20 protein-coding genes are annotated in these 22,503 nt (G+C 61.5%); 12 read left to right on the top strand and 8 right to left on the bottom strand.

Going from position 1 to position 22,503, the window contains the following annotated elements:
- Positions 1-139 precede the first annotated feature (139 nt).
- The 5 genes from E5X88_RS23625 to E5X88_RS23605 form a co-directional block, all read right to left on the bottom strand.
- The gene (locus tag E5X88_RS23625) at positions 140-1,225 is read right to left on the bottom strand and encodes an ABC transporter ATP-binding protein (protein WP_292165630.1); all 1,086 of its coding nucleotides are present in this window, start codon (positions 1,223-1,225) and stop codon (positions 140-142) included.
- The gene (locus E5X88_RS23620; protein WP_292165628.1) at positions 1,222-2,025 is read right to left on the bottom strand and encodes an ABC transporter permease; all 804 of its coding nucleotides are present in this window, start codon (positions 2,023-2,025) and stop codon (positions 1,222-1,224) included. Before E5X88_RS23620 ends, E5X88_RS23625 begins: the two co-directional genes overlap by 4 nt.
- A 2-nt stretch (positions 2,026-2,027) precedes the next feature.
- Positions 2,028-2,906: an ABC transporter permease gene (locus tag E5X88_RS23615; protein WP_292165627.1), complete on the bottom strand. Its 879-nt coding sequence runs from the start codon at positions 2,904-2,906 to the stop codon at positions 2,028-2,030.
- A 266-nt stretch (positions 2,907-3,172) separates the two neighbouring features.
- Positions 3,173-4,033: a sugar phosphate isomerase/epimerase gene (locus E5X88_RS23610; RefSeq protein ID WP_292165626.1), complete on the bottom strand. Its 861-nt coding sequence runs from the start codon at positions 4,031-4,033 to the stop codon at positions 3,173-3,175.
- Between the two features lie 136 nt (positions 4,034-4,169).
- Positions 4,170-4,994 carry a helix-turn-helix transcriptional regulator gene (locus tag E5X88_RS23605; protein WP_292165625.1) on the bottom strand — a complete coding sequence of 275 codons (825 nt, stop codon included), beginning with the start codon at positions 4,992-4,994 and terminating at the stop codon, positions 4,170-4,172.
- 171 nt (positions 4,995-5,165) lie between these two features.
- On the opposite strand from E5X88_RS23605, the gene E5X88_RS23600 reads away from it, so the two are divergent.
- The 10 genes from E5X88_RS23600 to E5X88_RS23555 all read left to right on the top strand — a co-directional run bounded on the left by E5X88_RS23600 (position 5,166) and on the right by E5X88_RS23555 (position 16,485).
- Entirely contained in the window at positions 5,166-6,968 is a 1,803-nt protein-coding gene (locus tag E5X88_RS23600; RefSeq protein ID WP_292165623.1) for a thiamine pyrophosphate-binding protein, read from the top strand.
- A 90-nt stretch (positions 6,969-7,058) separates the two neighbouring features.
- Positions 7,059-8,369, top strand: coding sequence for a histidinol dehydrogenase (gene hisD / locus E5X88_RS23595; protein WP_292165622.1), 1,311 nt, complete (start codon positions 7,059-7,061; stop codon positions 8,367-8,369).
- Between the two features lie 34 nt (positions 8,370-8,403).
- Positions 8,404-9,936: a GMC family oxidoreductase gene (locus E5X88_RS23590; RefSeq protein ID WP_292165620.1), complete on the top strand. Its 1,533-nt coding sequence runs from the start codon at positions 8,404-8,406 to the stop codon at positions 9,934-9,936.
- Positions 9,933-11,099 carry a Gfo/Idh/MocA family oxidoreductase gene (locus E5X88_RS23585; RefSeq protein ID WP_292165618.1) on the top strand — a complete coding sequence of 389 codons (1,167 nt, stop codon included), beginning with the start codon at positions 9,933-9,935 and terminating at the stop codon, positions 11,097-11,099. Before E5X88_RS23590 ends, E5X88_RS23585 begins: the two co-directional genes overlap by 4 nt.
- A gap of 14 nt (positions 11,100-11,113) precedes the next feature.
- Complete coding sequence (locus E5X88_RS23580) at positions 11,114-12,202, top strand: Gfo/Idh/MocA family oxidoreductase (protein ID WP_292165617.1); 1,089 nt, start codon at positions 11,114-11,116, stop codon at positions 12,200-12,202.
- A gap of 168 nt (positions 12,203-12,370) precedes the next feature.
- Positions 12,371-13,504, top strand: coding sequence for an MFS transporter (locus E5X88_RS23575; RefSeq protein WP_292165615.1), 1,134 nt, complete (start codon positions 12,371-12,373; stop codon positions 13,502-13,504).
- 102 nt (positions 13,505-13,606) lie between these two features.
- Positions 13,607-14,314 carry a hypothetical protein gene (locus tag E5X88_RS23570; protein WP_292165613.1) on the top strand — a complete coding sequence of 236 codons (708 nt, stop codon included), beginning with the start codon at positions 13,607-13,609 and terminating at the stop codon, positions 14,312-14,314.
- A gap of 424 nt (positions 14,315-14,738) precedes the next feature.
- Positions 14,739-15,740, top strand: a complete 1,002-nt coding sequence (locus tag E5X88_RS23565) for a glycoside hydrolase family 3 N-terminal domain-containing protein (protein ID WP_292165611.1) — start codon at positions 14,739-14,741, stop codon at positions 15,738-15,740.
- A 90-nt stretch (positions 15,741-15,830) separates the two neighbouring features.
- Positions 15,831-16,226, top strand: a complete 396-nt coding sequence (locus E5X88_RS23560; RefSeq protein ID WP_292165610.1) for a VOC family protein — start codon at positions 15,831-15,833, stop codon at positions 16,224-16,226.
- An 82-nt stretch (positions 16,227-16,308) separates the two neighbouring features.
- A complete protein-coding gene (locus E5X88_RS23555; RefSeq protein WP_292165609.1) occupies positions 16,309-16,485 on the top strand; it encodes a hypothetical protein in 177 nt (58 codons plus the stop codon).
- Positions 16,486-16,503: 18 nt separating this feature from the next.
- Here the strand turns inward: E5X88_RS23555 and E5X88_RS23550 are convergent, their stop codons facing one another.
- Both E5X88_RS23550 and E5X88_RS23545 read right to left on the bottom strand, forming a co-directional pair.
- Complete coding sequence (locus E5X88_RS23550; protein ID WP_292165607.1) at positions 16,504-17,406, bottom strand: NAD(P)-dependent oxidoreductase; 903 nt, start codon at positions 17,404-17,406, stop codon at positions 16,504-16,506.
- A gap of 82 nt (positions 17,407-17,488) precedes the next feature.
- Positions 17,489-18,646 carry a mandelate racemase/muconate lactonizing enzyme family protein gene (locus E5X88_RS23545; protein WP_292165605.1) on the bottom strand — a complete coding sequence of 386 codons (1,158 nt, stop codon included), beginning with the start codon at positions 18,644-18,646 and terminating at the stop codon, positions 17,489-17,491.
- A 293-nt stretch (positions 18,647-18,939) separates the two neighbouring features.
- On the opposite strand from E5X88_RS23545, the gene E5X88_RS23540 reads away from it, so the two are divergent.
- Positions 18,940-19,926: an aldo/keto reductase gene (locus tag E5X88_RS23540; protein WP_292165604.1), complete on the top strand. Its 987-nt coding sequence runs from the start codon at positions 18,940-18,942 to the stop codon at positions 19,924-19,926.
- Positions 19,927-20,004: 78 nt separating this feature from the next.
- Here the strand turns inward: E5X88_RS23540 and E5X88_RS23535 are convergent, their stop codons facing one another.
- Positions 20,005-20,697: a FadR/GntR family transcriptional regulator gene (locus tag E5X88_RS23535; protein ID WP_292165602.1), complete on the bottom strand. Its 693-nt coding sequence runs from the start codon at positions 20,695-20,697 to the stop codon at positions 20,005-20,007.
- 523 nt (positions 20,698-21,220) lie between these two features.
- Here E5X88_RS23535 and E5X88_RS23530 point away from each other — a divergent pair.
- Positions 21,221-22,501: a sugar ABC transporter substrate-binding protein gene (locus E5X88_RS23530; protein WP_292165600.1), complete on the top strand. Its 1,281-nt coding sequence runs from the start codon at positions 21,221-21,223 to the stop codon at positions 22,499-22,501.
- The last annotated feature ends 2 nt before the right edge of the window (positions 22,502-22,503 follow it).

Below are 22,503 nucleotides of genomic sequence, written 5' to 3'. Positions count from 1 at the left end.
ATCCGTTAAGAGCTTGATTGTGTTGGCTGCGCTGGCGAGAAACAATTTCGCATGGTGCCGAATGCCGGCGCTTCATGGCGCGTTGTGTGCGTCAGTGTGCGAATACCCTCGCCGGAGATGCACAAGTTTTGGCACTGCATCAGGTATGCGGGAGCATGACGATGTTTGCCGAGTCCCAGTAGACGCGGGTACGGTCGCCAATCGACGGTAAAGCAAGGCGACCGTTGCGCTGCACCTGGACGCGGACAGGGGACTGGTCGTCGAGACGCACAGTGTAGAACGAGCGGCTGCCGATGAAGACGACATCCTCGACTGTACCTTCGGCCGATTGGGCTGCCGTCTCGCCGCCCTGGAAACTCAACGATTCCGGGCGGATGGAGACAGTGATACGTTCCGATACGTGGCGATCCGCGGTCTCGGCGCCGAGGAAGGGGATGCCGGCCGGCGTGACCGCGGTGGTGCCAATGCCGTTGACTGCGCTGACGGTCGCATCGAACAGGTTGGTCTCGCCGAGGAATTTCGCGGCAAACAGCGATTTCGGCCTGGCATACATGTCCTCGGGCCGGTCGATCTGGACGATGCGGCCCTTTTCCATCAGGACGACGCGGTCCGACAGGATCATCGCCTCGTCCTGATCATGGGTGACATAGACGAAGGTGGCTCCTGTCTCGGTGTGGACGCGCTTCATCTCGGCCAGCATGTGCTGGCGGATCTTCAGGTCGAGTGCGGCCAGCGGTTCGTCCAGCAGGAGCACCTTGGGGCCGTTGACAAGGGCCCGCGCCAGCGCCACGCGCTGGCTCTGGCCACCGCTGATCTCATCGATGTAGCGGTTGGCGAAATTGTCGAGCTGCACGATGTGCAGCATGCGGTTCACCCTCTCCTTGACCTCGGCCTTGGACATGCCCTTGACCTTCAGGCCGAAGGCGACGTTTTCGAAGACATCGAGATGAGGAAAGAGCGCATAACGCTGGAAAACCATGTTCACGGGGCGGCGTTCCGGCGGTGTGCCGGCGCAATCGCTGCCGTCGATGCTGACAGTGCCCGAGGTCAGCGTTTCGAAGCCGGCGATCAAGCGCATGAGCGTGGTCTTGCCGCAACCTGAAGGTCCGAGCAGCGTCAGGATCTCGCCTTGGCGGATCGAGAGATTGATGTCAGTCAGTGCGGTAAAATTGCCGAAGACTTTCTTGCCATCGCGGATTTCGATGATCGTCTTGGGATTGGTCATGGCAAAGGTTCCAACTGTTCGAGGCGGCCGGCAATCGCAGAGCGTCGGCGCGCCTGACCGATCACCCAGGATGCAACCAGGATTGCGATCGAGAAGAAGAGGGCGAGCGTCGAGATAGCGTTGACGAGTGGCGTCACCGTGCGGCGCATCATCGACCAGATGTACATGGGCAGGGTCGTTTCCGTGCCGGCGACGAAGGAAGTGACCACGAACTCATCGAAGGACACGGCAAAAGCCAGGATGGAGGACGCGATCAAGGTCGGCGCGATCAGCGGCAGGGTAACGCGGGCAAAGGTCTGCATCTGAGAGGCGCCAAGATCGCGCGCGGCCTCCTCCAGCGAGGGGTCGAACAACGCCAGCCGCGCCTTCATCGCCACGATCAGGATCGGGATCGCGATGACGACATGGGCGATGACGATCGTGGCGGTCGAGAGCTGGGTGCCCGACTGCGCGAAGAGTACGAGCAGCGAGACGCCGACGAACAGACCTGGCAGCGCGATCGGCGTCACGGTCAGCGCTTCTATCATGCCGCGGCCGGCGTGGCCGAAGCGCAGCCAGGCCAGCGACGCCGTGGCGCCAAGCAGCAGCGTCACCAGCGCCGTGAGGAAAGCGATCGTCATGCTCTTGATGACCGCAGATGCCAGTTGCGCATTGCCGAACAGTTCCTCGTACCAACGCAGCGAAAATCCCGCAAAGGGGAAGGACAGCGCTGGCGAAGCGTGGAACGAGAACAGCACGATGATCAACAGCGGGGCGAGGAGGAAGGCCAGGATGGCCCAGACGATGATCCGCAACAGCACAGTCAGATCTCCCGTTCGGTTTTCGCTCGCCGCTTGACGATCAGGCCGGTGGCGCGGCCAAGCACCGTGATGACGACGTAGAGGATGATCGAGACACCGAACATCAGGAAAGCCTGCGCCGCGCCGAGCGGCCAGTTGCCGGTCTTGCGGAACTGGTCGGCGATCAGCAACCCTGTCGTCTGGCCCGACGAGCCGCCCAGCATCTGCGGCGTCACATAGTCGCCCGCAACAAGGATGAAGGTCAGCATGAAGGCACCGACCAGGCCATTGGCCGCATTAGGCGCGATGACCTTGAAGAATGCGCCGATCGACGACGTACCCAGGTCACGCGCCGCATCGACCAGGTCGCGCTTGATCTCGCTCAGCGAGGACACGACCAGCAGGATGCAGAACGGCAGGTAGATGTGGACCAGCGTGATCGTCACCGCGAAGGGGCTGAACAGGAAAGCCGAGACCGGGTGATCGATGACACCGAACTGCAGGAGCACGGTGTTGAGCACGCCACTCGTGCCAAGCAGTGTGCGCCAGGCGTAGATGCGCACCAGATAGCTCGAGAACCAGGTGATGAGGATGAGATAGAGGATGGTCTGCGAACGGCTGACATAGACCAGGTAGTAGCCGACCGGGATCGACAGGATCAGCGTGATCGCGGCGGTGAAGAGGCCGATGCGGATGGCGTTGAAGGTGACCTTCCAGAAGACCGGCGAGGCCAGCGAGCCGAGATAGTTCTCGAACTGGAAGTCCGGCACGATACGATAGGACGCAGACGACCAGAAACTATAGGCGAACAGGATCAGGCTTGGCACGACGAAGAAGACAAGCATGTAGAGTATCGCCGGCGTGGCCAGCAATGCTCCCGTCCTCGTGCGTGAAAGGCTCATTCGCAGCACTCCCAAAGCTTCGCCCATCGCCCGCCCGCTCGAGCAGGCTCCGTTCGACACTGTCCGCGCCGATCAACAGCGCCTTCGTGGTTCCCGTCGGCAGGTCGTCAGATCGATCGATCCGTCGCCTGCTCTTGCCTGGTGATAGTCCGCGGTTTCGCGCCGGTTAACAATTTCGCACGACAGGGTTTCATGAAGCGATGTTGCGCACGATGCGCGAAGTATCGCTTCCAAATCGAGGCATCAGCGCTGGGACAGAGAAGCCGTCAGGCGTTCACGCCGGCCGCATCGAAAGCGGCAGCGATCGAGGTCGCGGATTTGGCCGCGACCTCTTCGGTCGACATGGCTGCCAGCATCGGGGAAAACACCTCCGGCCCGACCTGGTTGAGGCCGCCGCCTTGGGCCAGGATCCGAATGATCTCTGCGTTGGGAAAGCCACCGTCGCCGGGGAAGAGCCTGTTGTAACAGTCATCCTTGATGGAGACACCGGCCGGAAGGTCAAGCGGGCCGTCATTCAGCTGCAGGCAGTGGATCATGTGGCCGGGAAGCTGGCGAAGCGTGTCGAGCCTCGAGCGACTCCTGACGAAATGCCAGACATCGAAAACCAGACCGGAATTCGGCTGGTCCGCGGCGCTGACGATTTGCCAGGCCATGTCCAGCGTCGGCACGCCCCACAGTGGGATGAATTCGAGGTCGCAGGTGACACCGTGCGCCGCGGCACGACGGCAGATGGAGGCGTAGTGCTGGGTGATCTCGTCGATCGACATGGCATTCAACGGGAAGGTGGCATTCAGGCTCATATGCGTGCAGCCCAGCCCATCGGTCAGCCGAAAGAAGGCATCCGGCGTCGTGTCGACGGTGCGGATATAGGCTTCGTCCATGTTGTCGGGACGCCAGATGCGTGGCCAGGTGTTGAGCGGATCGAGCCGGGTGATCGAGACGCCGTGATCGGCCGCGCGGGACTTCATCTCGGCAAAACTCATGCCGCTTTCCAGCAGGCGCTCGACCTCCAGGGGCATCAGCGACAGTTCGCCGAATCCGGCCAACTGCGTCGCGCGCAGCTTTTCCCCGAAGGGCAGGTGCGCCACGTTGGAAAACGGCATCATGGTCGAATTGACGGTGGCCACCAAAATCGCGCTCCTTCTAACCGGACGTTCGGCATTCTGTCGGACCGCCCCAATTGACACGGCTGCGCTCGCTCCCGCAATTTCGTGGCGAACGCATTGGCGAGCGTGTTTGACGCTTTGGCCGCGTCGGATTGCGTCAGCCGAGCTGGATCATTTCGGAGCCATCGCCGAGGAATTGCAAGGCCTCGCGCGGGATTGAGGGGTCGCCGCGGTCGAGCACGGTCAGTGCGTCGAGGTGCTCGCGCTTGAGCAGTCCAGGTCCCCGGTAGTGCAGCGCCACCTTGGTCGAATAGGGCTGGCGGAACATGGTGGCCGCGATGCCTGTGGCGATGCCGAACATGAATTTCGATGAGCTGCGCTTGACCGGCGCATAGACGCCGAAGGTCAGCTCGTTACGCTGAATGCCTTCGAAGTCGGCGGTGAAAAGTCGGCCGGCTACCGGAAAGACGAAGCCGTAATATTTGAAAACATATTCCGTCTTCGTCGGATCGTCGTAGCTCGGAAACCGCTCGATATAGTAGTGCTGCAGGAACTGGTTGTTCTTGTAGATGCAGAACGCCGAGCGCAGGATGAACCCCTTGTAGATCGACGAGTACTGGTAGCGGTCCCAGACGCCAAGCACCTCCTTCTGGTCGCCGCTCGATTCGACGATCATCGCTTCGACGAACTTGTTGAGCTCGGGCGAACGGCGCACATTTTCCATCGCGTGGAAAAAATTGCCCTCGACGAGGGTGCGGAACTCGTCCGGCTGAGAAAACAGGATCGGCACGCTCAGGCCGAAGTAATTGGCGATCAGCCGCAGGTTCTGCGGCGACGGCATGTGCAGCCCAGAAAGATATTTGTTGAATTGCTGACGATTCAGATTGATCTTCCGGCAGACGGCGGAGATCGAGCCGTGACGCTCGCAGAGCAGGCGCAGGTTGGCCGAGAAGTGGGCCACCTGGTTTTCGTCGTGTTCCATCGACTTCGCCCGCTTTAAGTCACATGTCGCATATGTTGCGTCATATCGCGTCAATATTCAAGTGTCTGCGAAATTGTGCGTCAATGACTATTTCCTGAAACTCTGCCTCGATCCTGCTGCCGGGCGCCGAGCCATCGACCCGCCGGCTACGCGAAAAACGAGGTGGAACCAATGAATTTGACGGGCGGACAAATCGTAGCACGCGCGCTGAAGGAGTACGGCGTCGAATATGTCGCCGGCGTTCCCGGCCACGGCATCTGGTCATTGTTCGACGCATTTCTGGAGTCCGGCTCGCAGATCCCGTTCATCCAGGTCATGCACGAGCAGAGCGCCGTGCACATGGCCGACGGCTATTTCCGCGCTTCGGGTAAGCCGATGGCGTGCTCGACCTCGATCGGCCCGGGCGCGACCAACACCATCATCGGCCTGGCGACCTGCTATACGGACTCCATTCCGGCCTTCTACGTTTCCGGCGGTCCGGCGACGCACATGAAGGGCCATGGCGTCATGCAGGAGTTGGAGCGCCAGCAGGAGAATGCGTTCCCGCGCATCACCGAGCAGGTGACAAAGCGCGTGTACAAGGCGGGCCGTGTGGACGAACTGCCCTTCATCATGCACCGCGCCTTCAACACAATGCTGTCGGGCCGCCCCGGGCCGGTGCATGTGGAAGTGCCGATGGACCTTCAGACCGAAGCGGCCGACGTCACCATCCATCCGCTCGCCTCGCGCATGGCGATCGGCGTCGCCTATCCCGATCCGGTCGCGGTCGAGAGGGCGGCGGCGTTGCTGTTGTCGGCCGAGCGGCCGGTCATTGTCGCCGGCGGTGGCGCAATCAGCGCCAATGCCTCGGAGGCGCTGCTTGCGCTGGCCGAGAAGGTCGGGGCTGCCGTCTCCTCGACCTGGAATGGCAAGGGCGCCTTCCCCGAGGATCATCCGCTGTCGATCGGCGCCGTCGGTCAGACCGGCACGGCCTGCGGCAATCAGATTACTGCCAGCGCCGATGTCGTCATGTCGGTTGGCTGCCGCTTCACCGACTGGTCGGCGTCGAGCTATCGCAAGGGCGCGTCCTTCTCCATTCCGCCCGGCAAGCTTATCCATATCGATCTCGACCATAATGAAATCGGCAAGAATTATCCGACCGAAGTCGGCATCGTCGCCGATGCCCGCGCCACGCTCGAGGCGATGCTGGCGTTGATCTCGGACCAGCAGTCGAGCCGCGCGCTCGGCCGGCGAGAACGCTTCCATGCCGATATCCGCAAGGCCAAGGCCGAATGGGAAGAGATGCTGGCGCCGCGCCGCGACTCGAACGAAAGCCCATTCACGTCGCAGCGGCCGCTCGGGGCGCTGCGCAAGGTGATGGACCGCTCGGGCATCATCCTGGCCGGGTCGGGTAACACGCAGGGCGCGGTCAAGCAGACGTTCCCGGTCTATGAACCACGAACGCACCTCACTTCGGGTTCGTTCTCGCCGATGGGATGGGCGGTACCGGCGGCACTCGGCGCAAAGCTCGCACAGCCTGACCGCCAGGTGGTTGCAGTGGTCGGCGACGGCGATTTCATGATGTCTCTGCCGGAGATGGGCACGGCTGTGATGAACAATATCCCGGCCGTGTTCCTGGTCCAGAACAACCGCGGCTACATGTCGATCCGTGGCGGCCAGCGCAAGTTCATGGGGCGCCATGTCGGCAGCGAGTTCAACCACCATAAGGGCAACGGCGAGCCCTACAGCGCCAACATTGCCGAAGTGGCCAAGAATTTCGGCATGGAGGCCTGGAAGGTCGAGGACTCGGCCGATCTGGAAAAGACGCTGAAGGCTGCGCTCGATAGCGGCGCGCCGGCACTGGTCGAGGTGACCACCTCCCGCGATGCGGCCGGGCCGTTCGTCACCGGCTGGTGGGATTTCCCGTCGCCTGCCTACTACGAGAAGGAGCAGGCGGAGTACGCCGCCGGCCGCGAACTCGAACAGCACATGTGAGTTCGAAGAGCGGCTGCCTTTCCAAAAGACGCCGCTCCGGCTTCGCCCTCGAATGAAGGGGCAACGAAACGCCTCGGCAAAGGTCCAGACATGATCAGACGGCTGAAATCGTCGAAGGCTGCTATCGGATTTTCGCAGGATGCCACGTTGACGGCGACTGTGGAGGCGCTTCTGGCGGATGTCGCCGCGCGCGGCGATGCGGCGGTACGGGAACTGTCGACCAAGTTCGACGGGCTTGACCGGCCGTCCTACAGGCTGAGCGACGCCGAAATCCAGGCGTGCGTCGACAGCCTCACGGCTCAGGAGCGCGACGACATCGGCTTCGCGCAGGACCAGGTGCGAAACTTCGCACAGGCGCAGCGCGATTCCCTGCTCGACATCGAAGTCGAGACGTTGCCCGGCGTGATCCTTGGCCATCGGCACATCCCGGTCGAGAATGTCGGCTGCTACGTCCCTGGTGGGCAGTACCCGCTGCTGGCCTCCGCTCACATGTCGGTCTTGACGGCGAAAGTCGCCGGTTGCGGGCGTGTCATCACCTGTGCACCGCCTTTCAAGGGTCGTCCAGCGCCGCTGATCGTCGCCGCCCAGCATCTTGCCGGCGCCGACGAGATCTACTGCATGGGCGGAGTCCAGGCGATCGGCGCGATGGCCTATGGCACCGAGACCATCAAGCCGGTCGACATGCTGGCCGGACCGGGCAACGCCTATGTCGCGGAGGCCAAGCGCCTCCTGTTCGGTCAGGTAGGTATCGACCTTTTCGCCGGGCCGACTGAAACACTGGTCATCGCCGACGACACGGCCGATGGTGAACTGTGCGCCACCGATCTACTCGGTCAGGCCGAGCACGGCGTGAATTCGCCGGCGGTGCTTTTGACCAATTCCGAAAAGCTCGCCCGCGACACCATGCGTGAGATCGAGCGATTGCTGAAGATCCTGCCGACCGCGGCCATTGCCGGCAAGGCCTGGGAAGACTGCGGCGAGGTGATTGTCTGCGATACGCTGGAAGAGATGGTGGAGGAGGCCGACCGCATGGCTTCCGAGCATGTCCAGGTGATGACTGCCGATCCCGACTACTTCCTCGCCAACATGACCAATTACGGCGCGCTGTTCCTCGGCCATCGCACGACCGTGGCTTATGGCGACAAGGTGATTGGCACCAATCACACGCTGCCGACCAAGACGGCGGCGCGCTATACGGGCGGCCTCTGGGTCGGCAAGTTCCTGAAGACCTGCACGTATCAGAGGATCGTGACTGACGAGGCTTCGGCGATGATTGGCGAGCGCTGCTCGCGGCTTTGCATCATGGAAGGCTTCGCCGGCCATGCCGAGCAGGCAAATGTGCGGGTACGCCGCTTCGCGCGCAAGAATGTCGGCTATGGGCAGGCGGTCGAGGCGGCGTGACCAGCATGCGGCGAGCACCCACGAGGCATACGCAGTGACGGAACTCTCCGCCGACATCGTCATCATCGGATCGGGCATCGGCGGCGCGACGGCTGCTTCCGTGCTTGCCGATACGGGCGCGCGGATCCTTATCCTCGAACGCGGCGAGCTACTTCAGGATACGCCCGAGACGCGCGACGAGCGCGCAATCTTTCAGCGCAAACATTTCCGCACCAAGGAGTCCTGGCTCGACGGCACGCGGACGCCGTTCAGCCCCGGCAATTTCTACAATGTCGGCGGCAATTCAAAATTCTATGGCGCGATCATGTACCGCAACCGCGCGGAGGATTTCGCCCCACAGCAGCACATGGAGGGCTCGACGCCCGGTTGGCCGTTTTCTTATGACGAGATCGAGCCGTGGTATGGCCAGGCCGAGCGGCTGTTTTGCGTCCGCGGCGAACTGGGCGACGATCCGACGGAACCGCCGCATTCAACCCGCTACGATTTTCCGGCCGTTCCGGACGAGCCCTCGATCGGCAAGGCCCGGCAGCGGCTGAAGAAGATCGGCATCCATACGAGTTCGCTGCCGATCGCGATCGATCATGTCGCGTGGCTGAAGCGCGCGCCGACGCCATGGGATGCCTTTCCCGACACCTTCACCGGGAAGATTGATGCGGAGACCGGTCCGCTCGCAGCGGCACTCGCGCACGACAATGTCGAGCTCTTGACCGGCGCGGAGGTGCTACGCCTCGACACGGACGCCTCGGGCAAGACGATCACGCAAGCAATGATCCGTCACAAGGGACAGGACGTGCCGGTGCGCGCCAACAGCTTCATCCTGGCGGCAGGTGCGGTCAATTCCGCAGCGCTCCTGCTGCGCTCGGCGAACGGGCCGCATCCGAACGGTCTCGCCAACGGCTCCGACCAAGTCGGCCGCAACTTCATGAACCACAATTGCTCCGCGATGATCACGCTCGATCCGCGCTTGCGCAACACCGCGGTCCATTCCAAGACCTTCGGCTTCAACGACTTCTATCTGCACGACACCAAGACCGGGTTTCCACTCGGCAACGTGCAACTGCTCGGCAAGATATCGGGGCCGATCTTCAAGGCCAACATGCCCAGCGTGCCTGAGTTCGTTACGGGGCTGATCGCCCGCTATTCCTTCGACTGGTACGTTATGAGCGAGGACCTGCCCAATCCGGAAAGCCGGGTCATGGTCGACGGGTCGGCGATCGTGCTCGACTGGCAGCGCTCCAACATGCTCGGTCATAGGACGCTGGTCGAGCGGGTGCGCGGTGTGTTCAAGGCGGCCGGCTTTCCGATCGTGCTTTCGCGCGCTTTCGATCGTCGTACGCCGTCGCATCAGTGCGGCACAGCCAAGATGGGCACTGATGGAGCGACCTCGGTCGTGGATACGCATTGCCGATCGCATGACGTCGAGAATCTTTACATCATGGACGCAAGCGTACTGCCGACCTCGGCCGCGGTGAATCCGGCGCTGACCATCGTCGCCGTAACACTGCGCGCTGCATCGAAGCTGCGCGCCGAGCTGGTCCAGCAATCGAATGCACAGGAGGACCGATGACTAGATCCGTGAAAGTGGCCGTTCTGGGCGCCTGCGGCTGGATGGGCAAGGTCCACACAATGTCCTACCAGAACATACCGTTCATCTTTGGCTCGGACAAAGGCACGGCCGAAATTGCCTGGCTGGTCGACGGAAGCGAGCAGGCGCTGAAGAAGGCCGGCAAGCTGGTCCCGAATGCGAAACTGTCGACCGACTGGCGCGCAGCGGTGGCCGATCCGTCAGTGGAGTTGGTCGATATCTGCCTTCCCGACAGTCTGCACCACGAGGTCGCCAAATCGGCGCTTCTCCAGGGAAAGCATGTCTATTGCGAAAAGCCGCTTGCCAACTCAGCGACCGAGGCGCGCGAGCTCGCCGACATCGCGGCTGAGAAGGGTGTCATCACACGCGTCGGCCACGCGTTCCCGCGCAACCCGATCCACGACGTTGCCAAGGACATCATCGATTCCGGCGAGATCGGTGACATCAAGCTGTTCAGGGCGTGCCAGCATGTCGATGTGCTGGGCGATCCGAACGCACCCTTCATGTGGCGCGCGGACGGTAAGCTCGCGCCGACGGGCATCGTCGGCGATACCGGCAGCCACGTCTTTTCTTTCATGGAGCGGCTGGTCGGGCGCGTGTCCGAACTGATCGCCGATTGCGCGATCGTCACGCACAAGCGCCCCGTCGTCGCCGGGTTCAACTATGGCAGCGGCGCCGCGCTCACCGGCAATGAGGACATGGCCGAAGTGACCAACACCGACGCCACGAACCTGCTCTGCCGTTTCAAGAACGGCGCGATGGGCATCGTCGATTTCAGCCGTGTCGCGACCGGCCGCAAGTTCAAGCAGACCTATGAGATCTACGGCACCAGGGGCAGCATCGCCTACGACTATGACGAGGTAAACCGCCTGCGCTTCTACACCAACGACGACCGCGTCGGCCGAAGGGGTTTTCGCGAGATCGACGTCGGGCCGGAGAACGCCACCTATGCCGCGTTCCTGCCCATCGCGAACTTCGCGCTCGGCTACAATGAATCCAAGCAGATCGAGATCGCCGAGGTGGTGCGCTCCATCGTCACCGGCGAGCAGATGTGGCCGACCTTCGAGAGCGGCCACCACATCACCCAGATCGTCGACGCCTGTCTCGATTCCTCGCGGCTTCGCCAATGGGTCTCGATCGACTGACTGGAAGTGTTCCGATGGCCCTGCGCAGAGCGAAGAACTCCATCCATGCCGGTTTGGCCCCGGCCAGGCCGCGCGCCCCGACGGTCGCCATCGAGTCCCTCGACGGCTTCGGCTGGGGTCTCATCGGCGCCAGCACCATCGCGCGTGAATACATGGTCGACGCGATCCGCCGCAGCGGCGGCCGGCCGCTTAGCGTGATGAGCCATGACGGCGCGCGCGCCGCCGGCTTCGCGCGCGATCTCGACATTCCCGACTCGTGCTCCGATCTCGACGCGCTGCTCGCCGACCGGCGAATCGGCGCGGTCTACATCAGCTCAACCAACACGCAACACCGGCATCAGGTGCTGGCCGCCGCGGCAGCCGGCAAACATGTGCTGTGCGACAAACCGCTGGCCACCCGCTCGACAGATGCCCTGAAGATGGTGCGTGCCTGCGAGAAGGCCGGCGTGGTGCTTGCCGTCAACCACCATCTGCGGTCGTCACCGGTGCACCAGACGATGCAGCGGATGATCGCGGCCGGCGAGATAGGCGCCGTCCGCTCGCTGATGATCGTCCATGCCGGCTATCTCAGACCCGTTCTGCAATCGTGGCGGATCAAGGACGCGGCCGAGGGCGGCATCTACCTTGATCTCAGTGTCCACGACATTGACCTGGCTTCGTTCCTGTTGGAGCAGACGCCGGTGACGGCGGTCGCGTTGGGCGCAGGCGTGGCGCTCGGTTCCAACACCGTCCACGATCATGCGATGTACGCCCTGAAGATGAGCGGTGGCACCTTCGTTCAGGTGCACGAGAGCTTCGTCACGCCCGACGTGGAAAGCCAGGTCGTGGCGCTGGGCTCGGAAGGGGCGCTGATCGCGGCCGGCACACTGGCGCAGCGTTCCACGGGAACGCTGATGCGGCGGGTGAATGGGCGCAACGAATCGATCCCGCTGCGCGCCAACGATCTCTACGCGGATACGGTCGAGCAATTCCTGGGTGCCATCGCCGGGACTGGCAGCCCCCGCGCCACGGGACGCGACGGGCTGGCGGCGCTCGCTGGCGCTGAAGCCGTGGGAAAGGCTGCCTCGACCGGCAGGGCGGCTGCCGTCAAACGTCACGAGTAGGCCTAGATCCGGGCGAGGGGTGATGATCGATGCCCCACGCAGTTGCGTCTACCGACCGGCCAGCCTCTCATCCGCAGACCATGCCGCCAACAACCGGCCGGCCCGCCGGCAAGCAGGATTCAAATGATTGCCGCCGAGAAAAAGCCGCCGTCACGCCTGGCCTCCTTCATGGTTTTTCTTGCAGGCGGCATTGGTATCGGCGCGTGGGCCGCCAGCCTGCCTTCCATCAGTGCGGGACTGCAGATCGACAAGGGCACGCTGGGCTTCGTGCTACTCTGCTTCGCGGCCGGCGCCATCCTGACCATGACCAATGTCGGCCGGCTGATGCCGCGGTTCGGCACGCGCACCCTAAGCCTGGTCGCCTGTACCGGCTTCGGGCTGGCGTTGATCGTTGCACCGCATGCGCCGAGCGTGACGTCATTGGGGCTCGTCGTCACCTTCGCGGGCGCCTCGTTCGGAGCGCTCGACGTGTTGATGAATACGGACGCCGCCTTCCTGGAGCGACGCGTCGGCCGCCATATCATGTCGTCATTCCACGCATTGTTCAGCGTCGGCAATCTGGGGGGCGCGGGCGTCTGTGGGTTGATTCTATCTGCCGGTGGCAATGTGCAGGCGTGCCTCGGCGTCACCGGAATGGGCGTGATCCTGTTCGGCACAGCCGGCTGTTGGCTGAGCGAACCGCACACATCAGTCCGCATGAGTTCGAACGAAGGCTCGGCGCGGCTTGACCCTGTCCAGCGGCGGCGGCTGTTGCTCGTCGGTGTGATTGCGTTCCTGGCGCTGTTTTCGGAAGGGGCGCTGATGGACTGGACAGCCGTCTATCTGGTCGGCAATGCCGGTGCGTCGGAGAGCGCGGGAGCCTTCGGCTTCGCGGTCTTTGCCGGCATGATGGCGGTCGGTCGCATGGTCGGCGACGCGATGGCCAATACGTTCGGGCCGGCACGGCTGTTGCGGCTCGGCGCCGCGGCAAGCGCTCTTGCGCTGGCGGTGATCCTTGGCATCTCGACGGTGCCGGTCATCTTCCTGGCGCTCATCTTGTGCGGTTTCGGCATCGCCAATGTGGTGCCATTACTGTTTGCCGCAGCTGGACGGATCGGCGGCCACGCGGCGGGCTCGGCGATGTCGCTCGTCGCCACGCTCGGCTATGCTGGCCTGCTCGTCGGCCCGGCCTTTATCGGCATGCTGGCCCAGGCCACCTCGCTGCGCGCCAGCCTGTGGGTGGTGTTCGCCGCCTTTGTCGTCATCACACTGGGTGCCGGCGCGACCCGTCCATATAAGGTCTTGACGCAAACTGGCGCATAATTTGCTTACTTATGCGCCAGTAATACACTTGCCGCGAAATTGAACAGCGATCAGGAGCGTGGTTCCATCCGCCAGAGTTGGACGAATGGAATTAGGATACCGATGGCTTACCAAGAGAACGCGCGTCGCAATCTGGCTTTTGCCGATGATTTCATCTCGGCGTCATTGGTCGACAATGTGCGCGACTTCGCCGTCGAGGACGGCGTGGTCGTCAACCTTTCGCCAAAGCCGATGGTGACGTCGGGATCGGCCGTGCCCGGCATCGTGCCGGCCTGGAAGTCGACCGCGCTGAAGGGGGCGAAGATCGTCAGCGCAGAGCGTGCGGCAGTGCTGAAGATGAACAAGACCACCAACCTCGGCGGTGTCGCCCTTCGCGGCTGGGACTGGCTCGGCAACCGGATCAAGAGCTTTCCGCGCGACACGCCACTCTACATCTCAGCGCAGGACACGATCGGCACCGTGACGACCAATCCTCTCGCCTTTACCAACGAAAACCCCACCGTCGCGGCAAATCAGGAGTTCGAGCTGAAGCTGAACCTTTGGTGGTCGCCGGGAGAAACCGACTGCTTCATCCACAATGAGCACCCTTTCCTCGAGGTGCATACCCAGATCCATGGCCTCGGTCGCATGCAGAAATTCCATGAGCGGGAGCCGTCCGCGCTCTATGAGGATATCATGATGCCGGTTGGTTACACGCATGACCCATTCTGCCGCGTCGCCGGCAGGAACCGGTGGGAGTATCCGTGGCATCGCTACTATGCGGACACGGACTCGATCTGGTTGGCTATCGAGTTGCACCCGATTTCCTAGATGCTCTGTCTCGGCGCCTGAACGGGCAAGATGGGGTCCATGTCTGCCTATTGCGTGGAAAAAGCCAATGTTGAATCAAATCCGAAAAAAGCCTTTGATTCCAATCGCAGCTCTGGCGGGCCTGATATTATTGTCGTTGGTGGGATCATATTTTTTCGGGGGAAAAATCGTGGCTTTTGTAATCCGCACAAATCAGGAGACCGTCGAGTTATCCAGAATTAAGTGCGTGGCGTATTCTGAAGTATCCCATGCGTATAGCGAGCAACTTTGCGAAGCGCCCGTTGACGCGGAATAAGCGCGGGAAGCGGCCGCCGCATGGGTCGGGCAGAACATCAGAGGATCGTGATACCCGAACCGAAGCATTCTCATCCGTATCGGCCGCGGCCAATTCTCCGGCTCGAACACATTTGCAAAGGACAGGACCGTGGACAGCATCGAACGCAACGCGCGCGCAGTCCTCCTTCCCGCTATCGACAGTCTGGAATTGACTGATGATTTGAAGCGCTACTTCGACGAAGGTGGCCGATCTCTGCTGCTCGGCGAGACACGGGCCGAATATGTTTCGCGGCGAATGAGCGATGCCAGATGCGCCTCTGAAAGAGCGGAGGATTTCCGCCGTCTGGCTGACGAAGTGGCCAGCCGCGCCGACAGGATGATGATCGCGCTCGATCAGGAACCAGCCGGAATCGAACGTCTGCATGGACTGGCGCCAAGCTTTGGCGATCGGGCGGAACTGCTCTCGATGCAGGAAGAGACCATTCGCCAACGGGCGCAGGAAGTTGGCCTGAGGGCCAGGGAACTTGGGGTGGGAATGTTCCTGGGTCCCGTGGTCGATGTTCTCACTGGCCGCAATCCCTGGCTGCATGGACGAACGCTTCACACGGATGCGCTTCAGGTCGCTCGCATCACGAGGGGGTTCATCAGCGGTGTCCAGAGTGCTGGTGTTGTGGCGACGGCCAAACACTTTCCCGGCCACCATGACATCACGGGTGACCCGGCAATCGAACTCGCGGATGTTCGAGGGACAGCAGAAGACCTTCTCCCGGGATTTGATGTTTTCCGCTCGACAATCCAAGCCGGCGTACGCGCGATCATGACCGGTCCGACGCTGGTACCCGCCGTCGATCCGGAATATCCGTCCTCTCGCTCGGAGAGGACCATCAATATGCTGCGTTGCGATTTTGGCTTTCCTGGCATCATCGTCAGTGACGATATCGATGCCGTTGGAATGCTGCGAGGCCTCTCAGATGGCGAAACCGCAGTCGCCGCCGTGAAAGCGGGTGCCGACCTCATCCTTCTTCCGGCAGGCAGGGCAGACGAGGTTGCCATGCACATCGTCGCGGCAGTCCGATCGGGAGATTTGCCTGAACACCGGTTGGCCGACGCGATACGAAATGTGGAAATCAACAGCGATGCCCTCCAATAAGCCGTGCTCGATCGTCATGATGATCGGATGTGACGGATCAGGCGTGTTCGAAGTGTTCCGGTCCAGATCGTCGGCATGGTTGTCAGTCCCATGAATACGAAGGTTGCGCATGTGGCACTTTGGACTGCTGACCTGGAAACATCCGCCGCTTTCTGGTCACGCTATTTCGACGCCACGATCGGCGAGCGGTATGAAAGTCGGCGACGCCCAGGCTTCGAATCCCGCTTCGTGGAATTGGACGGTGGACCATCCATCGAATTGATGACCGGTCCGTGGGTTCCCGAAGACATCGCGCGCGCCGGGGCGGAAGTCCCGGGCTGGGCGCATATCGCCGTCTCCGTCGGTTCACATGAAGCCGTAGATGCCCTCGCCAGGCGACTTGATGAAGACGGCCTGCTGGTCTCGCAGCCGCGCATGACCGGAGATGGCTACTATGAAGCGGTCGCGCGAACACCGGACGGCTCGCTGGTGGAGATCACGCCCTGACCGCTGTGACGCGATTGCAGAGGCTCGCGATCATGCGGCGCAGTTGGGTAGATGCGCCTGTCGACTCCACTTCGAATTGCCGGTGTTCCTTGCAGGCAACGACGAAGCGATCGCCGAGACTGTCTTGGCGCCGGTCTCCAAAGCCGGGTTTGCGAGCGAAAATACCGGCGGGCTGGATGCAGCGCGGCTGCTCGGGCCGCCAAGCCTGCTCAACATTCGGCTCGGCTACGGTCTCGGTCGCGGCACGGCCATCGCCTAACTGGCAGAAGACCGGCCGTCATCCATCATGAACCCACAGGCGGCGCCGCCAATCATGCTCTTGCCGGAATCCCAGAAGCTCACGCAGCTTGCGATTTGAGATTGGTCCCTCAAATTCCTCCATCGAGCGCGTAATCGGCGTGCCTGGTGCATGCTTCTTGAGAAATTCTTCCGTTGGCGCGTCGGCGACGATGTTGTCGTTCACGGCATTGAAGATCTGGAACCCCAAACCGTTCTTCTCTATGCAAAGATGCACGATCTGGCCCAGATCGCGCGCGTCCATATAGGTCCAGGCGTCGCGCCGCCGTTTCGAGGCGTCAGCCAGGAACTCCGGGAAGCGGGCATAGTCTTGCGGTTCGACAACGCCACCTATCCTGAGGGCATAGATGTCGGATCCAGTGCGGGAAGCGAAGGAGCGTGCGATCTTCTCACCCAGGACCTTGGAAAGACCGTAGCTGTCGGTCGGGTCGGTATCGTAGTCCTCTTCCACCGGAAACGATGTGAAATCGCGTTCGCCTTCGGCAAAACACACGCCATACACCGTCTCGCTGGACGCGGTGATGATCTTGCGGATGCCGAGCTTGGTGGCGGCCTCGATCACATTGTAGGTCGACAGCACGTTTGCGGCGAACATGGCGTTGTCGGGTCGCAGGAATATTCGCGGGATAGCCGCGAAATGGACCACGGCGTCGACTGGGCCACGGCCTTTTTCGCCAAAATATTCGCTGAAACCGAAATGCAATGTCAGCGCATTGTACGTCTCGCCGGCATCGGCAAGGTTGGTGATGATGGTGTCCACGCCAGGGACGTCAAGCGGCGTCAGGTCGAGGTTCAGGACCTGATGCCCACGCTTGAGCAGGTGGGGTATCACGTGACGGCCGATCTTGCCGCTGCCACCGGTGAAAATGATCCGCTTGCTCATGGTTCCTCCAACAGACTTCTATCGTCGAGCGGAGATCTGGCCAAAAGGCATTTCCGCGGGTCAAAAGCTCTCAAGTCGCGCGCTATTCAAAGATGCCGTAGCCGGCCACGGCGTATTTGTGAACGCCGTCCATGTTGAGTTCGACGCCGATGCCAGGCGCTTCAGGCACGACAATGTGACCATCCTGAACGATAGACTTGGCCCCATCCGGCAGGCGTACATAACTGTCCCAGGCTTCCCGCTCTTCGAGGGCATGCCACTCCAGCACGAGGAAGTTCGGAACGCTCGCACAGACATGGCATGTCGCCATTGTACCGAGCGGCGTCGACACGAGGTGCGGCGCGAACGGCACATAATACATCTCAGCGAGATTGGCGATCTTGCGGCTTTCCGCAAGGCCGCCGCATTTGGGTACGTCGGGCATGATGACGTCGGCGCCATAATTCTGGAACAACTCGCGAAAGCCCCAGCGCAGGTAGAGATTCTCGCCGACACAGATTGGCGTCTTGGTGCGCATGCGGATCTGCTTCAGTGCCTCGACATTTTCCGCCGGAATGGGCTCTTCCAGCCACAGAAGATTGAACCGCTCCATCTCGGCCGCTATGCGGCTGGCACTGAGCACGTCATAGCGTGCGTGCAGGTCGATGCAGAGGTCGATGTCGGGGCCGATCGCGTCGCGCACCGCGGCAACGCGTTCTATCATGAAGCGTAGCTCCGCGCCGTTGATGGTGTGGTTCACCGCGTCGAACTTCGCCGGATGGCGCAAATTGTCGATGTCGAATTTCAGCGCCGTGAAGCCCTCGTCCACCATGCGTCGGGCGCGCGCCGCGCATCCCTGCGGCGATCCCGATTCGTCATCGCCATCGCCGCAATCGGCATAAAGCCTGATCCGGTCACGGAACTTGCCGCCGAACATCCGATAGAGCGGCTGGCCCGCAGCCTTGGCCGCCACGTCCCACAGCGCCATTTCAAGTCCGGTGAGCGCGATGAGAAAGACGCCAGCCTGCGCGCCAGAAAACACGTGGTCCCGACGGATCTTGTCCCAGCAATATTCGACGTTGCGTGGATCCTGGCCGATGAGTTCGCACTTCAGCTCCGAAATGAGCCCGACGATCGCGGCCGCACCCGCGTCGGGATTGGCCTCCCCGTAACCGGAGATACCGGCGTCCGTGTCGATACGGATTAAAGTCGCCTTGCCGTGATAGGCGACGACCGCCGTCTTGATGTCCACGATCTTCATCGAAATCCTCCTCCTTAGATGGCGCAACGCGCTTTCAAACGCATGTCACAGGCTAAGCCAAACTTGTCCGATGAGCATATAAGACGAGAAGATGAGACGTAAACCCCTTTGAACGATCTTGCAGAAATGCGCTGTGGATGTACGGAGCATTGAATATCTGGGGATCTGCCGTTCCAGCCAAACGCTTCAAATAGGCCAAAATCCACTTGTTAGACGAGCATATAAGCGTATAAATAAAGCGTCAGCAGGGCGATAAGCGCAGCCAAGCATGCCGCCAACCAGGAGGAACAAGGATGCAACAGCGACAGCTAGGATCGTCGCCGGTCAAGGTATCGGAGATCGGCCTGGGGACTTGGGGTATGTCCGGCGCGTTTTGGGGCGCGGCCGATGACGAGGAATCAATCCGGGTGATCAGACGCGCCTTGGAACTGGGCATCACGCTGATCGACACAGCCGAAGCCTATGGGCATGGCCATGCAGAGGAGATTGTCGGCAAGGCGCTTGCCGGCCGCCGGGAAAAAGCGGTCATTGCAACCAAGGTTGCTCCCAACCATCTCGAACCCGCGGCCATAGAGGCGGCACTCGACGGCTCGTTGAAGCGGATGCAGACCGATTATGTCGATGTCTATTTCGTCCACTGGCCGAATTCGGACTTTCCCACCGGCCCGACCATGGAGATGATGGAGCGCCTACGGTCATCAGGACGGATCAGGGCCGTCGGCGTCTCCAATTTCTCAACGGCTGACATGGACAACGCACGCCAGCACGGCGTCATCGACGTTCTCCAGCCGCCTTACAATATGCTGTGGCGCGAGGTTGAAGCGAAAACTCTGCCCTATTGCCGCAAGCACGATATCGGTGTCATGCCCTACAGCGGTCTTGCCCAAGGGCTGCTCACAGGCCTGCTCTCGCCTGACACCAAGTTCGTTGAGGGAGATGAGCGGCGCACCACCGTGCTGTTTCAGCCGGGAACCTACGAGCGAGCGGTTGAGGCCGTCGACGCCCTCAAGCCGATTGCGGCCCGGTATGGCAAGACGCTTCCGCAACTTGCGATCCAGTGGCTTACCAGCAGGCTAGGCGTGAGTTCGCCGCTGGTCGGCGCGCGCACCGTCAAGGAACTGGAGGAAAACGTCGAGAGCGTCGGCTGGACGATTTGCGATGCAGACGTCTCCGCCATCGACAAGATCACCGCGCCGGTCTGGGCGGAAATCAAAGACAAGGGCGACATGTTCGGTTTCCGCGCGCGCCAGCACCAGGAACAGCAAGCAAAGAGAGCCTAATTCCGGCCGTGTCCTCCCTGCACGCAGCGGCGCGGCCAGTTCAATTGCTGGCCGCGCCGTACCAGGGATATAAAATGGCTAATCCTTGTGGGGCAACCCGACGGCGGTGGTCGCCTTCAAGTGCCGGCGCATCGCCTCTTCCGCACGTTTTGCGTCGCGCGCAACGAGTGCCTCGTAGATTGCCCTGTGCATTTCCGTCGCGGAGGGCAGAGCATGAGGCATCTGGTTGCTGATGCGCCTGCTTGCCGCCTGCCACCATCGTGACGAATACATGAAACGGTCGAGGATCCTGTTCTGGGCAGCCCGGCAAATCTCCATATGGAAGTCGAGGTCGAGTCTCAGATAGCCATCCGGATTGTCCTCGGTCGCGGACATTGCTGCCAGCAGCGTGCCAAGACGCTCGAGGCTTTCCTTGGTCATGTGTTTGGCCGCGATGGCGGTGATTGCGGGTTCGATGATTATGCGCGTCGCGTGTGCTTCCGCGAGCAGTTCGCGGATCTGCTCGGGCGGCAGCCAGTCGATGAGTAATGGACTGAGATAGTCCCATTCCTCAGCCGGGCGCAGCACCACGCGCCGTCCCTGGGCGATCTCGATCATATCGAGAGAAGCCAGAATCTTCAGCGCTTCCCGCGCAACAGCGCGCGAAACCCCGAATTCCTGAAGAATTTGCTGCTCCGACAGCCCCTGACCGGCGGGAATGCCGCCGGTGGCGATGCGACGCGCGAGCACGCCCGCCACTTGCTTGGGCAAAGTTTGAAGCTTGACCTCCATGGCAACCACCATTAACATCAACTTGTCTGATAAGCTTATAGGACGATAGCTAGATATGCAGTCGACTTATCTTATGAAAATGCTCACTAACCTATAAGTCGGGCTGCGGGAAGGGATGATTGAACGTTGGAGATATCCAACCTCGGCATTCCGGCCTTCGGCGTCCGAAATCAGGATCGATACGCGCTCGCTGAGCGCGCCAGACACATCGGGGGCATCGTTGCCCAATCGCCCAGCCGGCCCACAAGCGTTGCTCGGGTTGCATGAGAAAGAAACGTTGCGCGTCGCAAGGCGCGCCGGAAGGAACGGGAAGGCCGGAAGAACGACAAGAGAAAGGCAGAACCTCCGCCAGAAGCCGGTGAGGTCTTTGGGCCTGCGGCAGGGCAAGGCGGTGTGTGGACGAGGGTAATCCAGGCAGTCTCGTGGCGGGAGGAGCAAGCCGCCGCGGATTTGACGGGAATGCCGCAAGTCGTCGCTCGCCCCACGGATGGGCCGATCAATCATAACCAAGGAGGAAATTGTGATGTCCGGAACCTTATCGAGGCGTAAATTCCTGGTCGCGAGTGCCGCGGTAACGGCCGGCTCGCTTGCCGCGCCGTGGATCGCCAGAGCAGAGGCGAACGAGATCACTGCACTATTGATCACCGGCGGCCCGCTCTATCCCAAATACTGGGAGAAGATCGTTCAGGATTTCACCGCTAAGACTGGCATCAAGGTTCGCTACGATCTGCTGGAATTCACCCCACTGACATCGAAAGTCGTCACGCTAAGCGCCGCGAAGTCGAGCCAGTACGACGTCTACAGCACGCACACCGCGCAGATCGATTCCTATTTCAACCACTTTGCGCCGCTGAACAGCTACTTCAGCGACACGGAATTGGCCGACTTTTATCCGGTCGCGGTCAAGTATCTGCGCGATCCCAAATCCGGCAATCTGGCGGCCATTCCACGCAACATGGATTCGCGCGTTCAGTACTATCGCAGCGACATCTACCAGGAGAAAGGCCTGAAGCCGGCCGAGACCTGGGAAGACCTGGTTGACGTGGGCCTGAGACTTACCGGCAACGGCCATTATGGGCTGGTCGTGCCGGGGCAGGGTGACCCCGCCCAGCGCACTTTCAGCGATCTCCTTTGGCAAGCCGGCGGAGACTGGGTCGACCAGGCCAACAAACCGGCTTTCAACTCCGAAGCAGGCATCAAAGCCCTCACCTTCTACCGCGACCTCATCCAGAAGCACAAAATCGTGCCGCCAGACGCCGTCGGCTATCAGTGGAACGAAAACTCCACCGAATTCTCGTCGGGAACAGTCTATGCGAATTTTGATTGGCCAGGCGCCTTCGCGACGCTGTCCAATCCGGAAACCTCGCGCGTCGTCGGCAAGTGGTCGACAGCGCCCTACATCAGGGACAAGGCAGCGATTTCATGCGCCATCTCCCATGCCATGGCTCTCAATGGACAATCTGGACGCACAGAGCCCGCCGTCGAATTCATCAAATATACGGTCGGTCCGGAGGCGCAGCGGCTGCAGTTCGATCAGTTCACCAACTTCCCCAGCAGTCAGGCGATCGCCAAGGAAGTGATTGCGGCGGCAAAGGGGCCGCAGGCCACGTGGCTGCAGCAACTCGAGACGACGATAGCGAACGGCAAGGAATGGCCAAAGCTGGCCGGGTTTTCGAAAGTCTGCACCTTGATGTTTTCGGCTATTGAACAGGCTCTGACAGACCAGGTCTCTCCGAGCGACTCGCTCAACCAGGCGGCGACCGAGGCGGAGGAGATCATGCGTCGGGCTGGAGCATACGACTGAGC

The sequence above is a fragment of the Mesorhizobium sp. genome, from assembly GCF_004962245.1.
Classification (GTDB): Bacteria; Pseudomonadota; Alphaproteobacteria; order Rhizobiales; family Rhizobiaceae; genus Mesorhizobium.
Note: the sequence above shows the minus strand (reverse complement) of the source record. Positions and strands in the feature narration are given on the sequence as shown.